General features: G+C 68.7%; 16 protein-coding genes. 1 reads left to right on the plus strand and 15 read right to left on the minus strand.

Features of this window, described 5'->3' with window-relative positions:
- Positions 1-13: 13 nt before the first annotated feature.
- The 15 genes from ABMY26_RS10210 to ABMY26_RS10280 all read right to left on the minus strand — a co-directional run bounded on the left by ABMY26_RS10210 (position 14) and on the right by ABMY26_RS10280 (position 15151).
- A complete protein-coding gene (locus ABMY26_RS10210) occupies positions 14-1075 on the minus strand; it encodes a c-type cytochrome (RefSeq protein ID WP_372395586.1) in 1062 nt (353 codons plus the stop codon).
- Positions 1059-2492 carry a sulfite dehydrogenase gene (soxC, locus tag ABMY26_RS10215; protein WP_372395587.1) on the minus strand — a complete coding sequence of 478 codons (1434 nt, stop codon included), beginning with the start codon at positions 2490-2492 and terminating at the stop codon, positions 1059-1061. Before soxC ends, ABMY26_RS10210 begins: the two co-directional genes overlap by 17 nt.
- A gap of 162 nt (positions 2493-2654) precedes the next feature.
- Complete coding sequence (locus tag ABMY26_RS10220) at positions 2655-3278, minus strand: response regulator transcription factor (RefSeq protein WP_045585666.1); 624 nt, start codon at positions 3276-3278, stop codon at positions 2655-2657.
- Positions 3275-5047 carry a PhnD/SsuA/transferrin family substrate-binding protein gene (locus tag ABMY26_RS10225; RefSeq protein ID WP_372395588.1) on the minus strand — a complete coding sequence of 591 codons (1773 nt, stop codon included), beginning with the start codon at positions 5045-5047 and terminating at the stop codon, positions 3275-3277. Before ABMY26_RS10225 ends, ABMY26_RS10220 begins: the two co-directional genes overlap by 4 nt.
- Before the next feature lie 144 nt (positions 5048-5191).
- Positions 5192-6334: a branched-chain amino acid ABC transporter substrate-binding protein gene (locus tag ABMY26_RS10230; protein ID WP_372395589.1), complete on the minus strand. Its 1143-nt coding sequence runs from the start codon at positions 6332-6334 to the stop codon at positions 5192-5194.
- A gap of 111 nt (positions 6335-6445) precedes the next feature.
- Positions 6446-7135 carry an HAD family hydrolase gene (locus ABMY26_RS10235; protein ID WP_372395590.1) on the minus strand — a complete coding sequence of 230 codons (690 nt, stop codon included), beginning with the start codon at positions 7133-7135 and terminating at the stop codon, positions 6446-6448.
- 14 nt (positions 7136-7149) lie between these two features.
- Positions 7150-7914, minus strand: coding sequence for an enoyl-CoA hydratase/isomerase family protein (locus ABMY26_RS10240; protein WP_372395591.1), 765 nt, complete (start codon positions 7912-7914; stop codon positions 7150-7152).
- Positions 7911-9233 (minus strand): phenylacetate--CoA ligase family protein, encoded by a 1323-nt coding sequence (locus ABMY26_RS10245; protein ID WP_372395592.1) that lies wholly within the window; start codon positions 9231-9233, stop codon positions 7911-7913. Before ABMY26_RS10245 ends, ABMY26_RS10240 begins: the two co-directional genes overlap by 4 nt.
- Before the next feature lie 32 nt (positions 9234-9265).
- A complete protein-coding gene (locus ABMY26_RS10250) occupies positions 9266-9676 on the minus strand; it encodes a thioesterase family protein (protein ID WP_372395593.1) in 411 nt (136 codons plus the stop codon).
- Between the two features lie 204 nt (positions 9677-9880).
- The gene (locus ABMY26_RS10255) at positions 9881-11842 is read right to left on the minus strand and encodes a sigma-54 interaction domain-containing protein (RefSeq protein WP_372395594.1); all 1962 of its coding nucleotides are present in this window, start codon (positions 11840-11842) and stop codon (positions 9881-9883) included.
- Between the two features lie 111 nt (positions 11843-11953).
- Complete coding sequence (arsH, locus tag ABMY26_RS10260) at positions 11954-12715, minus strand: arsenical resistance protein ArsH (RefSeq protein ID WP_372395595.1); 762 nt, start codon at positions 12713-12715, stop codon at positions 11954-11956.
- Complete coding sequence (arsB, locus tag ABMY26_RS10265; protein ID WP_372395941.1) at positions 12708-13739, minus strand: ACR3 family arsenite efflux transporter; 1032 nt, start codon at positions 13737-13739, stop codon at positions 12708-12710. Before arsB ends, arsH begins: the two co-directional genes overlap by 8 nt.
- 54 nt (positions 13740-13793) lie before the next feature.
- Positions 13794-14228, minus strand: a complete 435-nt coding sequence (gene arsC, locus ABMY26_RS10270; protein WP_372395596.1) for an arsenate reductase (glutaredoxin) — start codon at positions 14226-14228, stop codon at positions 13794-13796.
- Positions 14225-14743 carry an arsenate reductase ArsC gene (locus tag ABMY26_RS10275; RefSeq protein WP_372395597.1) on the minus strand — a complete coding sequence of 173 codons (519 nt, stop codon included), beginning with the start codon at positions 14741-14743 and terminating at the stop codon, positions 14225-14227. The genes arsC and ABMY26_RS10275 overlap by 4 nt, the downstream gene beginning before the upstream one ends.
- A gap of 51 nt (positions 14744-14794) precedes the next feature.
- A complete protein-coding gene (locus ABMY26_RS10280) occupies positions 14795-15151 on the minus strand; it encodes an ArsR/SmtB family transcription factor (protein ID WP_372395598.1) in 357 nt (118 codons plus the stop codon).
- Positions 15152-15423: 272 nt separating this feature from the next.
- Here ABMY26_RS10280 and ABMY26_RS10285 point away from each other — a divergent pair, with 272 nt between their 5' ends.
- On the plus strand, positions 15424-16179 hold the full coding sequence (locus ABMY26_RS10285; protein ID WP_372395599.1) for an SDR family oxidoreductase: 756 nt from the start codon (positions 15424-15426) through the stop codon (positions 16177-16179).
- Positions 16180-16197 lie beyond the last annotated feature (18 nt).

The following is a 16197-nucleotide window of genomic DNA, read 5'->3' on the forward strand; positions in this document are numbered from 1 at the left end:
CTTCTCGATCACGTCATTTCGCCGGCGCGCCGGCCAGGATCCAGGCGACCAGGGTCTTCACCTGGTCGTCGTTCAGGTCCGGTTGCGGCGGCATCGGCACCGCGCCCCAGACGCCTTCGCCGCCGGCCTTGACCTTGGACACCAGCGCGTCGGTGCTGTCGCTCCCGCGATAGCGGGCGGCGATCTCGCTGTAGCTCGGCCCGACGATCCGCGTGTCCACCGCGTGGCAGGACAGGCAGCCGGACTCCTCCGCCAGCGTCAGGGCGGGGGGCGGCTTGTCGGCCGCCGCCTCGTCCGGGCCGGTGCGCTGGCCGCGGACCGGGCCGAAAATCCGGTTCTGGGCGGCGAGGTTGCCGTGCGCGCCAAGGGCATGGTCGGGCAGGTGGGAGGCCAACTGGACCGACGGCTTGCATTTGGTCATGCAGGCGGTGTTGGCGGTGTCCGGCTTGGCCGCCGCATCCGGCAGGCCGGGGCCGGGCCACAGGGCGTGCGCGGTGGTCATGCCGTTGCGGTTCGGCATCCGCGCCTGGACCTCGCGGATCGTCCTGTCGGTCAGGACGAAATCGTCGGGCACGATCTCCGCGAGGTTCAGCATGTAGGCGAGCACGGCATAGACATCGTCGTCGCTCAGCGACTTCGGCGCGTTCCACGGCATGGCCCGGCGGATGTAGTCGTAGAGGGTGGACACGGTGGCGACCTTCATCACGGTCGTCCGCGCCGGGAAGTCGGTCCGCTTCAGGGTGGCGACATGGCCGGACTTGATGTCCTCGGCGGTGGTGCCGCCGATCAGCGGGTTGAAGACGCTGTTGCTTTCACCGAAGGTGCCGTGGCAGCTGCTGCATTTGGCCTCCCAGATGTCCATGCCGCGCGACACGGTGCCGGAGCCGGGCGGCAGGCCGGCGAAGTCGGGGCCGACGTCGATGTCCCACGCCTTCACCTCCGCCGGGGTGGCCGGACGTCCGACGCCGGGAAAGCCGTCGGCCAGGGCGGTCCCGCCCGGCAAAAGGCCCGTTGAAATGCCGAGCAGGATGGCGAGGGCGGGGCCGGCGAGTGCCGCCTTACAGAATCTGGACATTGTTCACGTCCCCGTTTTCGGCGACCTGCCAGGTCTGGATCGCGTTGTTGTGGTAGATCGACCGCGACCCGCGCGCCGCGCGCAGTTGGCCGTAACCGGGCTGGACGAAGCCGGTCTCGTCGATGGCGCGCGATTGCAGCAGGGCCGGCTGCCCGTCCCAGCTCCAGGGCAGGGTGAAGCGGGTCAGGCATTTGGAGAGGACCGGCGTCTGCAGGGTCGCCTCCACCCAATTGACGCCGCCGTCGACCGAGACGTCGACCCGCTTGACCTTGCCGCGGCCCGACCACGCCAACCCGCTGATGGTGAAATAGCCCTTGGCCATCAGGGTCTGGCCGCCCGACGGGGTGGTGATGACCGACTTGCATTCCTGGACCGAGCTGTATTGCCGGTGCTGGCCGTCGGGCATCAGGTCGATGTAATGCACCGCCTCGTCCTTGGTCGCATAAGGACGGTCGCCGACCTCGACCCGGCGCAGCCATTTCACCCACGACACCCCCTGGACCCCCGGCACCACGAGGCGCAGCGGATAGCCGTTTTCCGGCCGCAGCATCTCGCCGTTCTGGCCGTAGGCGACCAGCACCTCGCCGGACAGCACCGGCTCGATCGGGATGGTGCGGGTCATCGACGATCCGTCCCCGCCCTCGGCCAGCACATATTTCGCGGCCTTCAGGTCGGCGCCGCAATCCTCCAGCAGCGTGCGCAGCGGCACGCCGGTGAACTCGCTGCACGAGAGCATGCCGTGGGTGTACTGCACCGTGGGCACCGCGACGTTGCCCCATTCCATGCCGGTGTTGGCGCCGCACTCGATGAAATGCATGCGCGACACCGGGGGCAGGCGCAGGATGTCGTCCATCGTGTAGACCTTGGGCGTCTTCACGAACCCCGGCTTGGCGCCGTCGATCATGAAGCGGTGCCGGGTCGGGTCGATGTCCTGCCAGCCCTGATGATGCCGCTCGAAATGCAGGCCGGACGGGGTGATGATGCCGAACAGACCCTGCAGGGGTGCGAAGGACACGCTGGCGGCGGCCACCTGGGTCAGTCCCGGGCTTTGCCGGCGCACCAGCCCGCGCTCGTGCCTGGACGGCAGGCCGTAGGGGGTGGCGGCCACCGGCTGGCCGAGGCTGCTGCCCCAGGGGGTCGGGTTCAGGATGTCGGGATCGCCGATGCCGGCGGTCGCAGCCGGCGCGGCGGCTGCCCGGCCGCCTGCCGTCGCCGCGACGGTGGCGGCGGTCGCTGCGGCGGCGGTCAGGAAGCTGGCGCGCAGGAAATCGCGCCGGCCCCGGCCGACCTGCCGGATGTCTTCCGGGGTCAGGAAATTCTCGGGCGCCCGCCGCAACCGGCCGGACGAAACATCCGCGCCGGGGGCGAGCGGATCGGTTCGGAGAGTCGCCTCTCCGTCTGGCCGCAACTTGGTCATGTCTGTCCCGATGTCAGTCCGGCGCACCGCCGGTTTCTTGTCCGCCACGGACAGTACGCTCGACGAACAATTGGCGCCACCGGGTGGATTCCGGTGCCGACCAAGGGTAAACCCTTGCCTTTCGGTCCGCGTCGTACGGCGGATGCGGCGGGATCGCCGGCCTCAGATCCGCTCGCCGGGCGCCAGCATCAACCGCGCGAGCTCCGCGACGGAGCGTGCGCCCATCTTTTCCATCACCATCTGGCGATGGCCTTCGACGGTCTTGACGGAGATGGACATCGCCGCCGCGATCTCCTTGTTCTGCCGCCCGTCGAGCACGAGGGTCAGCACCTCGCGCTCTCGCCGGCTGAGCTGGGCCAGGCGTGCCTCCACCGCCTCGCGCCCTGCGCTGCGCGTCAGCACGTCACGGCATTTCCGGATCGCGGCGTTGACCGCGTCGAGCAGCGTCTGATCCTTCCAGGGCTTCTCGATGAAGTCTTCGGCCCCGCCCTTCAGCGCGGCGACGGCAAGCGGCACGTCGCCGTGGCCGGTGATCATGATGACGGGCCGCTTGCAGCCCTGCTCCCTCAGATGGCGCAGCAACTCGATCCCGCTCATGCCGGGCATGCGGACATCCAGCAGGACGCAGCCCGGCCGCAGCGGCGGACGCAGATGGGGCGAGCGCAGGAAGGCCTCGGCCGACGCGAAGGTTTCGCAGGCGATTCCGACGGACGCCAGCAGATAGCCGACCGAACCGCGCATCGCCTCGTCATCGTCCACCATCAGAACCAGGGGCGTGTCGGTCATGGAATGGGATCCTCGATGGATGGGATGATGGACGGGCCGCAAGAGGGTGGCAACGTGAAGCGGACGGCCAGGCCGTGGGGCAGCGAGGGCTCGGCCCAGATGCGCCCGCCATGCCGCTCGACGATGGTCCGGCAGATCGACAGCCCCAGCCCCAGCCCGTCGGGCTTGGTGGTGAAGAAGGGTTCGAACATCCGCATCCTGGCATCGTCGGACACACCCGACCCGGAATCGCGGACTTCGATCATCACCATGCCGTCGGACAGGGCGGCGCGCACGGCGATGGTGCCGCCGTCGGCCGGCCGCATCGCGTCGACGGCGTTCTGCAACAGGTTCAACACCACCTGCTGCAACTCCACCTTGTCGGCCTGCACCGGCGGCAGGTCCGCTGCCGCTTCGGCGACGATGGACAGCTGCAGGTCGGACGGCGTGCCGAACAGCGACAGCGTCTCCTCCACCACGGCACCGACCGCCAGGGTGGAGCGCTGGGCGCCGCGACGGCTGACGAAGCCACGGGTGCGCTGGATGATCGCGGCGGCGCGTTCGGCCTGTTCGACCACCGACCGCGCCCCGGCGCGCAGCCGGTCGAGGTCGGGGGCGGGCGCGTCGAGCAGCCGGGTCATGCCCCCGGCGAAATTGCCGATCGCCGCCAGCGGCTGGTTCAGTTCATGGGCGATGGTGCTCGCCATCTCGCCGACGATGCCGAGCCGCGAGAGCTGGTCACGCTCCTCGCGCAGGCGGAGCGCCGCGGCTTCGGCGCGCTCGCGCTCGGCGATCTCGTGGACCAGCTCGGCGGTGCGGCGGCGGACCAGCACCTCGACCCGCGCGGCGTGGATCACCCACCACAGCACCGCCGCGCCGGCGACCGCCAGCCAGTGCCAGTTCCGGCGCAGGAGATCCTCCAGCGTCGGCGGGGTTTTCGGATAGGGGCCGATGTGCAGCGTGCGGAACAGCTCGTGCACCGTCGTGTAGTCGAGCGAGGCGGTCCAGGCCCGCCCGTCGGTTGCCGGCATGGTCAGCAGCGCGGCGGCGACCTGCCGGGCAAGGCCGCGCGGCGTGTGCGCCAGCCGGGCGAACGGCCAGTCGGGATAGAGGCGCGACGACACCCGGCAAGGCGGCGTGTCGGGTTGCAGCGCGTCGGTCTGCCGCGCTCCCACCACAGCGAAGGTGCCGGGCGCGACCCGGCCCTGCGCTTCCAGCTCCTCCAGCAGGCAGGCGCGCAACACGCCGGCGTCGGCCGTGCCGTCGCGCACCGCATCCGCCACGCCCTCCATCGGAAAGCCGACCGGGATCAGCGCGGCCAGATCCGTGAAGGGGTGGATGCCGGCGTCCTCCATCTCGCGCCATGCGATCTGGAAGCCGCCGAAGGCATCGGTCGACACCACCGCCAGCCGCTTGCCCTTGAGGTCGGCGAGCGTGTGGATCCCCTGGCGGTCGGCCCGGCGGATGATGGTGGAGCCGACCGCCGCGATGGGGAAGGCCGGCAGGCCGGATTCCAGCGTGGCGATCCGCGTCACCGCGAACCGGGCCTCCAGCGTGACGTAGTTGCCGGGGTTGGTGATGACGAAATCGACCCGCCGGTCGGCGACCGCCAGCACCATGCCCGGGAGGTCGAGCGGCAGCGCGATGAAGCGGCGATCCGGTATCGCGTGCTCAAGATGGGCAAGCGTCGGTTCCCAGTCGCGTGCCGCCCGCTCCGAGCCCAGATAGGCGAGCACGCCGATGCGCACGGTCTCCGGCTCCGCCCGCGCGGCCGCCGTCCACGCCAGCATCGCACATGAAACAATCAGGCACTTGAACATAACCGTCAGCATAGCCCATGCGGCGATCGCATTGCCAACAGGGTCATTGCCGACACCAGCCGCAAATCGGTGCGGGTAACGGGGACCTTCGTCAGGGCAGGCGTACCGCCGGGATCACTTCAGGGGAGCGTAGGTGCCGTTGCTCCAGGCATAGAGCACGAAGGGCTCGGAGTTGGGATCGCCCTTCCGGTCGAACCGGATATCGCCCAGCACGGTGCGATAGGTGCCCGCACGCAGCGCATCGGCCAGCCTGTCGCCCTTCATCGTCTTCGCCGCCTTGGCCGCATCGGCCAGCACCTTGACGGCGGCATAGGTGTAGAGGGTGAAGCCCTCCGGCTCGAAACCGGCGGCACGGAAGCGCTGGACCAGATCGGCGGTGCCGGCGTTGGCGCGCGGGTCCGGGTAGAAGGTGAACATCACCCCATCGCTGGCCGGCCCGGCGATGGAGGCGAATTCGGTGGTCGCCAAACCGTCGCCGGCAACGAACCGGGTCTTGAGCCCCTGTTCGGACGCCTGCCGCACCAGCAGCCCGGCCTCTGTATGATACCCGCCGAAGAAAACGATATCGACGTTCAAGGCCTTCATCCGGGCGACCAGCGACGAGAAATCGCGCTCTCCCTGGGTGATGCCTTCGAACAGAACGACGTTGCGGCCCTGCTGCGCCAACTCCGTCCGCACCCCCTCGGCGATGCCCTGGCCGTAGGTGGATTTGTCGTGGACGATGGCGATGGTCCGGCCGAGGTTGCGGCCGACGATCTGTTTCGCCGCGACCCCGGCGGCCTGGTCGTCGCGCCCGCAGACACGAAACATGTTGGTCAGGCCCCGTTCGGTGATGGTCGGGTTGGTCGAGGCCGGCGTGACGATCACCAGTCCGGATTCCGCATAGACGCTGGACGCCGGAATGGTGGAGCTGGAGCAGAAATGTCCGACCACCGCCTGCACGCCGTCGGCGACGAAGCGGTTGGCGACGGCCACCGCCTGCTTGGGATCGCAGGCATCGTCGGCCACCTGCAGGACGACCTTCTCCCCATTGATGCCGCCGGCGGCGTTGAGATCGGCGACGGCGAGGTCGGCGCCGCGCCGCATCTGCTCCATGAAGGAGGCGTATTGCCCGGTGACCGGCCCGGCAAGGCCCAGCTTGACGTCGGCCGCCGCCGCTGCCGGCATCAGCGCCGCAAGGGAGATGCCGAAACGAAGAAGATTGCTGCGGAACGACCTTTGGATGAACGCGTCGGATCGGGATTCGGATCGAGACATGGAACTTCCCCATTCGTTGAAGCGGCATGTTGTCGTGTCGTTGCATCCGTCCGCCGAACCGCATGCGGCGGACGTGTCTTGGCAGGAGCGGCCTTGCGGCGCCCCCCGGTGTCAGAAGGCCAGCACCCCGCGCAATCCGGTGAGATCGGCGAACTCGTGGTCCGGCCGGGGCTGCCATGGCCCCAGCCTGTCCTGCGTGCGGTTGATCCAGGCCACCCGCATCCCCAGCGGCTTGGCTCCGTCGATGTCCGCCCAGGAGGCCAATGACGCGTGCAGAACCTCGCCGGGGGCCAGGGCCAGCCGGTCGAGAGCGAGACGGAAGATGCGCTCCGACGGCTTGTAGGCCCGGGCCATCTCGGCGGTGGTGACGCTTGGGAAGAAGGAGGCCAGCCGGCTGCGCGCGAACAGGTCGCTGTCCATGTTGGTGATCGGCATCAGCGGGTACTTGGCCGCCAGAAGGGCGAGGATCTCCGGCACCTCGGGGTGCGGAGGCGCCTGCTCGACCAGGCCGGTCAGCAGCGTGTCGGTCAGGGGCGGAAGCCGGTCAGCATCCAGCCCGGCGATTCCGGCTCCGGCCAGCGTGGCGGCGAGCGCTTCGGCGGCGACCTCGCGGTAGCGGCGATAGGCGGACGACCGGTAGAGCTGGACGTTGCGCATGTCCCAGTCGAGATAGAGCGCGGCGGCGTCCAGGTCGCGGCGTCCCAGCCTGGACAGCAGCTCCGCCATGCCGGCGGTGCCGCCGGCATCGACGTCCACCAGCGTGCCGAAATAATCGAAGGTGACGGCCTTGATCGCGTCCATTCCCGTTCCCTTTCTCAAGACGACTTGCGCGTCGCGAAGCGGGCGACGCGTTCGGCGGCTTCGGGATTGCCGAACGCCTCGACAGCCGCCGCCGCTTCCAGGTCCAGCGCGCGGCGCAGCGTGTCGGAGAGGTCGACGGTCATCAGGCGCTTCAGCCGGCCGGTGGAAAAGTGCGACTTCCCGGCGACCGTGGTCGCCAGCGCCATGGCGGTATCGAGCAGCGCCTCGCGCGGGACCACCCGGTTGACCAGACCGAGTTCGGCCAGCCACGCCGCCGATTGCCGTTCGCCCAGCAGCATCAGCTCCATGGCCCGCTGATAGCCGACCGCCAGCGGAAGCAGATGCGTCACCCCGCCGGTCACGAACTGTGCCCAATCCATTTCGGGGAAGAAGGCCTGGAGGTCGTCGGAGGCGACCACGAGATCACAGTTCAGCAACCACTCGAACCCGCCGCCCACGGCAAAGCCGTGCACCGCCCCCACGACGATCTTCGACCCGAACATCAGGTCGTGGGTGATCTGCTGGATGCCGGCGATGTGGGCGCGGATCGCCGCATCGTCGCGGGTCTGCTGGTCGAACTCCTTCAGGTCGTCGCCCGCGCAGAAGGCCCGTCCGGCACCGCACAGCAGGATCACCGAGACGTCCGGGCGTTCCGCCGCTTCGGTCAGCGCGGCGTGAAGGTCGTGCAGCAGGATCGTGCCGATGGCGTTCATCCGCTCCGGCCGGTTCAGCGTCACGCGGCCGATGCCGGCCGTCACATCGAGATCGACCGTGCTCATGACCCGACCCTTTCGATCCAGTCGGTCTTGCCGGCGGTGCGCGGCAGCGAGTCATGCGAAATCATGGTGACCATGGCGGTCGCCCCGGCCTGCTCACGCACCGCCTTTTCCAGGTCAGCCGCAGCCGCGGGCCATGCCGTCTCGGGCAACCCCTCGGCCGCCTCCACGCGCAGCTGGATGCGGTCGTACGGTCCCGGCCCGACCAGCCGGATGCGGAAATGGCCGGACGACAGGGCCGGCAGGCTGCTGACCGCCTTGCGGACCGCGCTGGGGAAGACGTTGATTCCGCGGACATTGAACATGTCGTCGGTGCGCCCGCTGACGCGGAACCGCCAGGACGTGCGGCCGCAGTCGCAACGCCCGGTGCCGGTCACGGTGATGACGTCGCGGGTGCGGTAGCGGATCAGCGGCTGGCATTCCTTTTCGATGTGGGTGCAGACCAGTTCGCCCACCGTGCCCTCGCGGATCGGCAGGCGGTTGCCCTCCGCGTCGAGGATCTCGGCGAACAGGTAATCGCTGCCGTGGAAATGCAGGTCGGTGGTCGCCTCGCACTGGCTGCCCAGCGTGCTCAATACCTCGCTGAGGCCGTAATTGGCGTTGCGCACGCCGAAGCCCCAGGTTTCCTCCATCGTCGCGCGGAAGGCCGCATTGTCCAGCCCGGCCTCGCCGCCGAACAGGCCGAGCCGAAGCCCGAGGTCGCGCGGTGCCGGACCGCCCTCGTCACGCAGAAGCTTCTCCAGCAGGGCCGGATAGGACGGCGTGCAGGAGATGGCGGTGACCTTCAGGTCGAGGATGGTCTGGAGAAGCTGCCTGGTGTTGCCGATGCCGAAGGGCACCACCGTCGCGCCGGCCGCCTCCAGCGTCATGTGGTCGGTCACGCCGCCGGTCCACATGCAATAGTTCAGGCAATGCACCACGCGGTCGGTCGACCGCAGTCCGGACGCATGCATCGCACGGCCGCCGATGGTGGCGATGCGGTCGCAATCCTGCCGGCTATTGGCGAGGTTGAGCGCACGGCCGGTGGTGCCGGAGGTTCGATGCAGGCGGACGATGCTATCCTCCGGGCAGGCCACATAGTCGCCGAAGGGATAGGCGGCTTCCTGGCCGGCGCGCAGATCCTCCTTGTCGGTCAGCGGCAGATCCTGGAGGCCGTCGAGCGTCACCGGCCGCCCGATGCCGGCGGGCAGCATGCGCCGGTACATCGCCGACCGGCCGGACACATAGGCCCATTGTCCGGCCCAAAGGCGGTCCTGCAGGGCGCGGACGTCGCCGTCGCCCAAGGTTTCAAAATCGGGATGGAGAAGATCGGAGGTCGGCATCGGTGCCTCGGGCTGGATGGTGGAAGCACCGGTCAGGAACCGGCGCGTGCGGCGGCACGGGATTCGATGGCGGATTGCGGCAGGATGGCGCGGGCGTGCCGGCCCTGGCCGATCTTGCCGCCGTCATCCTCGGACCAGACGTCGAACCAGTAGAGGGCGCCCTCGCGGCCGGTGAAGCGGGCACTGGTCCTCACCTGGCCGCCGACCGGCGTCGGCGCGACATGCGACACCTCGAGCCTGGCCCCGACCGACAGGTCTCCGGACTGGAGCAGGGGGCGCAGCAGGGCGGCGCAGGCGCGCTCCATCTCGGCGATCATCACCGGCGTGGCGAGGACCTGCGGATAGTGTTCGTCCGGGTCGCGGGCAAAGGCGTCGGCCGTCATCGACGGGGCGACGACGAGGTGCACCGTCTCGACACGCTCCGGATCCAAAGGGCTTGCCATGCGGGCTGTCTCCTGTTCAGGGGGCTCGCCCATCACAACGCAACGCCCGTGCCAAGCTTCGCCGAACCGGGGAAGCAGGCATAAAACCAAACGAAATGAGTTACTTGCCTAGAACAGGGGAGGGGCTGCGAACCTTGAGGGCCATCGCGTCCAACAGGAGGCGTAAGAAAATGAAACGTTATGGAATCTTACGATCGTTCGGAATCAAGACGGCTTGCCCGCTCCGGCGCGTTGCAGGGCGATGCCGTAGTCGCGGATCTTGCTGTAGAGCGTCGGCCGGGCGATGCCGAGGATCTCCGCCGCCTTCGTCACGTTGTGATCGGCATGGGTCAGCGTCGCGGCGATGACGTCGCGTTCGTGCTCGCGCAGCGTCTTCACGGCCGGAGCCACGGCCGGGGACGGGGGCGGCACCCGTGCGTCGCCGGGCGGGTCGAAATGCTGGATCTCCGTTCCGTCGGACAGCACGACGAGGCGCTCCAGCGTGTTTTCCAGCTCACGCACATTGCCCGGCCAATCGTACCCGGTCATGGCTTGCAGGGCCGCGTCGGAAATGGTGAAGACCGGCTTGCCCGCGGCGGCGGCGTATTTGCGCAGGAAGTGGGTCGCCAGCATCGGGATGTCGCTTCTGCGCTCCTTCAGAGCCGGAATGGCGATCGAGACGACATGCAGACGATAATAGAGGTCGTCGCGGAACTCCCGCCGGGCGATGGCGTCCTTCAGGTTGCGATTGGACGCGGCGATGACCCGGACGTCGACCGGAATGGGCCGGGTGGCGCCGATGCGTGTGACCTCGCGCTCCTGGAGAACGCGCAGCAGCTTCGCCTGGAGGTCGAGCGGCATCTCGGTGATCTCGTCGAGGAAGATCGTCCCGCCGGACGCCATTTCGAACTTGCCCGGCCGCCCGCCCTTCTGCGCTCCGGTGAAGCTGCCGGCGACGTAGCCGAACAGCTCGCTCTCGATCAGTTCGCGCGGCAAGGCGGCGCAATTGACGGCGATGAAGGGGGCGTCGCGGCGGTCGCCATAGGCGTGGATCGCTTGGGCAAAGACTTCCTTGCCGGTGCCGCTCGGTCCGTTCAGCAGGATGTTCGCGGTGCCGAGTGCCGCCTTGCGGGCGTCGCCGACGGCCTGCCGCAGGCACTCCGATGTGCCGATGATATCGTCGAAGGTGTAGCGTGCCGGACTGCCGGCGATCTGCTGGGCGATCCGTTTTGCCCGGTTGAACTCGCGGAAGGTGTTGACGACCGACTGGACCTTGCCTTGGGCATCCTTGATGGGAATGGCGGTATCGATCAGGTGCAGGTGGCGACGGCCGGAATCGATGATGAGTTCACGGTCGTAATAGCCGATGCCGCTCCGGAAGATCGGCGCGATGATCGGCTCGAAATCGAGAAGTTCGGCGAAGCGGCGGCCGACGCTCTGCTCCGGGTTCAGGGTCAGGATGCGACCGGCCGGCGCATTCATGTGGCGGACCCGGCCATCCTCGTCCACCACCAGCAGCCCGTCGGAAATGCTGTCGACGATGGCACGTTGCTCGCCCAGCATGCGGTCGAGGTTGCCGCTGGTCTCCAATGCCCCCATCTGGGCGCTGGTGCTCTCCGCGCACAGCAGGGCAAGGCCGCTCAGCGTGTCCGTGCCGACCGAGGCGTCCGACACCAGCGCGATGGCGCCGTGCAAGGCGCTGTTCAAGCCGAACAGAGGCGCGGCGGCGATCGCGGAGTTCGTCAAGCCGGGGCGGACATGCTGCCAGCCGGACGTGACCATGGGCCGCCGTTCCCGCAGGCACAGGTCGATGGCATTGGTGCCTATGGCGTCCTCCGCCGCCGACCGTCCTTCGCCCATACCGGCCGCGTCCAGTTGCCCGACGAATGGGCGGTCTCCGGCCACGCTGTGGACGATCAGGCCGGCATCGGCCAAGACGATGGCGACCGGATGATCGCGGCCCAGGATCAGGCGGATCGAGCCGAGGATCAGGGCGCCGGTGGCGGCTATGCTGCCAAGCAGCCGGTTCGCCCGCGGGTCCGCCGAAAGCCGCTCCGTCCGAACCGCAGGGGCGGCGTTTTCCGTCGCCCGGTCGCGCAGACGCCGCCAGGAAGACAGCACCGCCTCGTCCAGACACCCAGGCGGCGGTTCCTCGCCGTTCAGGAAGCGGTCGCGTGGCGTGTCCAAAAAGGCGTCTCCTGCCGTCAGGCGGCCAGCGCGGGCAAGCCGACGCGGCATCATCGCCGAGGGGAGCGATGGTTTCCAGGGTCATGTGGCGAGCCCGCTGCCGGGCCGCCGTTACGCTGTCCTTTCACCGCTCATCGCCGCAGCGGCCAGGGCCTGCGCCTCGGTTTCGGCCTTCAGTCCGGCCTCGCGGCGCTCGCTGTAGCGGCTGGTGAGATGGTCGCTGCGGTCGCGCACCAGCAGGGTGAATTTGACCAGCTCCTCCATCACGTCCACCACGCGGTCGTAGTAGGGCGACGGCTTCATCCGTCCGGCTTCGTCGAACTCCTGGTAGGCCTTGGCGACGGAGGATTGGTTGGGGATGGTCACCATCCGCATCCAGCGCCCCAGCACCCGCATCGCGTTGACCGCGTTGAAGGACTGCGAGCCGCCGGAGACCTGCATCACCGCCAAGGTCCGGCCCTGGGTCGGCCGGACGCCGCCGCTTTCCAGCGGCAGCCAGTCGATCTGGCATTTCAGGATGCCGGTGATGGTGCCGTGGCGTTCCGGGCTGACCCACACCTGGCCTTCCGACCATTGCGACAGGGCGCGCAGTTCCGCCACCTTGGGATGGTCGGCCGGCACGCTGTCCGGCAATGGCAGGTCGCGCGGATCGAAGATGCGGGTTTCCGCCCCCATGCGCCGGAGCAGGCGGGCGGCCTCCTCGGCCAGGAAGCGGCTGTAGGACCGCTCCCGCAGCGAACCGTAGAGCAGCAGGATGCGCGGCGGGTGGGTCGACGGATGGTCCGGCGTCAGCGCGTCGAGGCCGGGCACCTCGAAATAGGGCTCGTCCAGGCTCGGCAAGCTCTCGTGCAGGGTGGGCTCGACGTCATGCATGGGTGCGTCCCTCGTACCAGGGCTTGGTCGCCTTGACGATCTTCACCACCGACAACATCACCGGCACCTCGACCAGCACGCCCACCACGGTGGCGAGCGCCGCGCCGGAGCCGAGGCCGAACAGGCTGATGGCGGCGGCCACGGCCAGCTCGAAGAAGTTGGAGGCGCCGATCAGCGCCGCCGGCGCCGCCACGCACCACGCCACCCCGAAGCGGCGCGACAGCCAATAGGCGAGGCCAGCGTTGAAATAGACCTGGATCAGGATCGGCACAGCCAACAGCAGGATGACCAGCGGCTGTGCCAGGATCTGCTCGCCCTGGAAGCCGAACAGCAGCACCAGCGTGGTCAGCAGCGCCACCAGCGAGACCGGCTGGATGAAGTCCAGGGTGCGTTTCAGCGCCGGTTCGCCGCCGGTGGCCAGCAGGCTGCGGCGCCAGATCTGGGCGCCGGCCACGGGGATGACGATGTAGAGCAGGACGGACAGCAGCAGCGTCTCCCAGGGCACGGCGATCGACGCGACGCCGAGCAGCAGCCCGACCAGCGGCGCGAAGGCGAAGACCATGATGATGTCGTTCAGCGCCACCTGGCTCAGCGTGTAGTGCGGCTCGCCCTCGCACAGGTTCGACCAGACGAACACCATGGCGGTGCAGGGGGCGGCGGCCAGCAGGATCAGGCCGGCGATGTAGGAGGAAATCTGGTCCTGCGGCAGCAGCGGGGCGAACAGGTTTCCGATGAACAGCGTGCCCAGCAGCGCCATCGAGAAGGGCTTGACCGCCCAGTTGATGAACAGCGTCACACCCACGCCGCGCCAATGCTCCCCGACCCGCGAAAGCGCGCCGAGGTCGATCTTCAGCAGCATCGGCACGATCATCAGCCAGATCAGCACCGCCACCGGCAGGTTGACCTTTGCCACCTCCGCCGCGGCGATGGCATGGAAGACCCCCGGAACCAGATGGCCCAGCGCGATCCCGGCGACGATGCACAGCGCGACCCAGACGCTGAGATAGCGTTCGAAAAGCCCCATGGCGGGGCGGGCCGCCGGAGCGGCGTGAATGTCGGTGGTCATGATCGGTGTCCGTCAGGAGGCTTTGTCGATGCGGTGTCCGGCGGCGTCGATGACGGCCTCGCCGTCTTCCTTGGCGAAGGCGCCGCGCTGGGCATCGGGAAGGATGTCGAGCACCGCCTCGGACGGGCGGCACAGCCGCACGCCGAGCGGCGTCACCACGATCGGCCGGTTGATCAGGATCGGATGGGCCATCATGGCGTCGAGCAACCGGTCGTCGCTCAAGCCCGGGTCGCCGAGCCCGAGCTCGGCATAGGGCGTGCCCTTCTCGCGCAGCAGGGTGCGCACCGGCACGCCCATCCGGCGGATCAGGCCGGCCAGCTCGTCGCGCGTCGGCGGCGTCTTCAGATACTCGATCACCGTCGGCTCGACGCCGCTGTTGCGGATCAGCGCCAGCGTGTTGCGCGAGGTGCCGCAAGCCGGGTTGTGGTAGATGGCGACCGGCGTCATCGCGCGGACTCTTCGGCGGCGGACGCCCGGCCCATGTCGTCCAGCCTGCGCTTCAGCGCCAGACGGTCGAGCGAGGCGATGGGCAGGCTGACGAAGGCCTGGATGCGGCGCTGGATCTGCCCGAACACCGTGGCGGTGAAGGCGGCCTTTTCCGCATCGGTGCCCTGGGCGCTCGACGGGTCGGGGAAGCCCCAATGCGCGGTCATCGGCTGGCCGGGCCAGATGGGGCAGACCTCGCCGGCGGCGTTGTCGCAGACGGTGAAGACGAAATCCATGTGCGGGGCGCCCGGTGCCGCGAACTCGTCCCAGGTCTTGGAGCGCAGTTCCGCGGTCGGGAAGCCAAGCCGCTCCAGCAGGCCATGGACATGGGGGTTGATCCGGCCGGACGGCTGGCTGCCGGCGCTGAAGCCGCGGAAGCGGCCCTTGCCCTCCCGGTTCAGCAGGCACTCCGCCATGACGCTGCGGGCGCTGTTGTGGGTGCACAGGAACAGGACGTTGTAGACGCGGTCGGTCATCGCGGGATTGCCTTTCCAGGCCGCTGGGTGCGCGGCGGTTGGGGTCGGGGCTCAGGCGTCGTGGTCGCATCCGTCGGGACCACACAGGACGGCCTGGGTCAGGTCGGCGGAGCAGAGTTCGGGGCGCCCCTGGCAGCAGTCCTCCATCAGGAAGGCGATCAGCCGGCGGGTGCCCTCATAGTCGGACGCATAGAAGATCTGCCGCTGCACCCGCCAGGAGCGGAGCAGGCCGGCGCGTTCCAGCGTCGCCAGATGGTGGGACAGGGTGGAGGCCGGAACCCCCACCTGCTGGGCAACCTCGCCGGCCGTCAGCCCGTTCGGTCCCACCGTGATCAGCAGGCGGAACACGGCCAAGCGGGTTTCCTGGGCAAGGGCGGCAAAGGCGTCGATGGCAGTCTTGTTTTCCATGTTTCGACAATAATCGAAATATTGAGCCGTGGCAAGCGGCTGTCATCGGCGTCGTGGCTGTCGGCCGAAGGCCGAGGTGAAGCCGGTTCACGGAGGGCAGGGCGTTCCGCCCATACAACGCAGACTAAAATGATCCGTGTTTATGCTTGCGCCTAAAAACGCAGACTGATATTGTCCTTGTTATAGGCGGCCGCACCGGAATGCGGCTCTCCGAACAGCTTCTCATTCCCCTTCATCGAACCGGCACGACCTGCCGGATGGGAGATCGCATCATGAAAATCGTCGTCATCGGCGGCACGGGACTGATCGGGTCGAAACTCGTCGCGCTTTTGCGTGCCGGCGGCCATGACGCCGTCGCCGCGGCCCCCAGCACGGGCATCGACGCGCTCACCGGCAAGGGGCTCGCGGAGGCGCTGGCCGGCACGGATGTCGTCGTCGACGTCGCCAATTCCCCGTCTTTCGAGGAAGGGGCGGTGATGGAGTTCTTCCAGACCGCCGGGCGCAACCTGCTCGCCGCCGAAGCCGACGCGGGCGTCCGGCACCATGTCGTCCTGTCCATCGTCGGCACCGACCGGATGCCGGACAACGGCTATTTCCGCGCCAAGGTGGCGCAGGAGGTGCTGATCGTGGAGTCCGGCATTCCCTACAGCATCGTCCGCTCGACCCAGTTCCTCGAATTCCTCGGCGGTATCGCCGCGTTCAGCACGACGGGCGGCACGGTGCGGCTGGCGCCCGGACTGTTCCAGCCCATCGCCGCCGAGGACGTGGCTTCCCTCGTCGCCGATGTGGCGCTGGCGCCGCCGCTGAACGGCATCGTCGACATCGCCGGCCCCGAGCGCGCCCGCTTCGACCTGATCGTCGGCCGTTACCTGACGGCGGTGGGCGATCCGCGTGCGGTCGTGGCCGATCCGGAGGCCCGCTATTTCGGCGGCCGGATGGAGGGCCTCTCGCTGGTTCCCACCGGCGAAGCCCGGCTGGGCCGCATCGGCCTCGACGACTGGCTGCGCCGCTCGCAGGCCGCGGCCTGATCCCATCCCCTCCAAACG

Origin of the sequence: Azospirillum sp. HJ39 (assembly GCF_041507355.1) — a bacterium.
GTDB classification, from domain to species: domain Bacteria; phylum Pseudomonadota; class Alphaproteobacteria; order Azospirillales; family Azospirillaceae; genus Azospirillum; species Azospirillum thiophilum.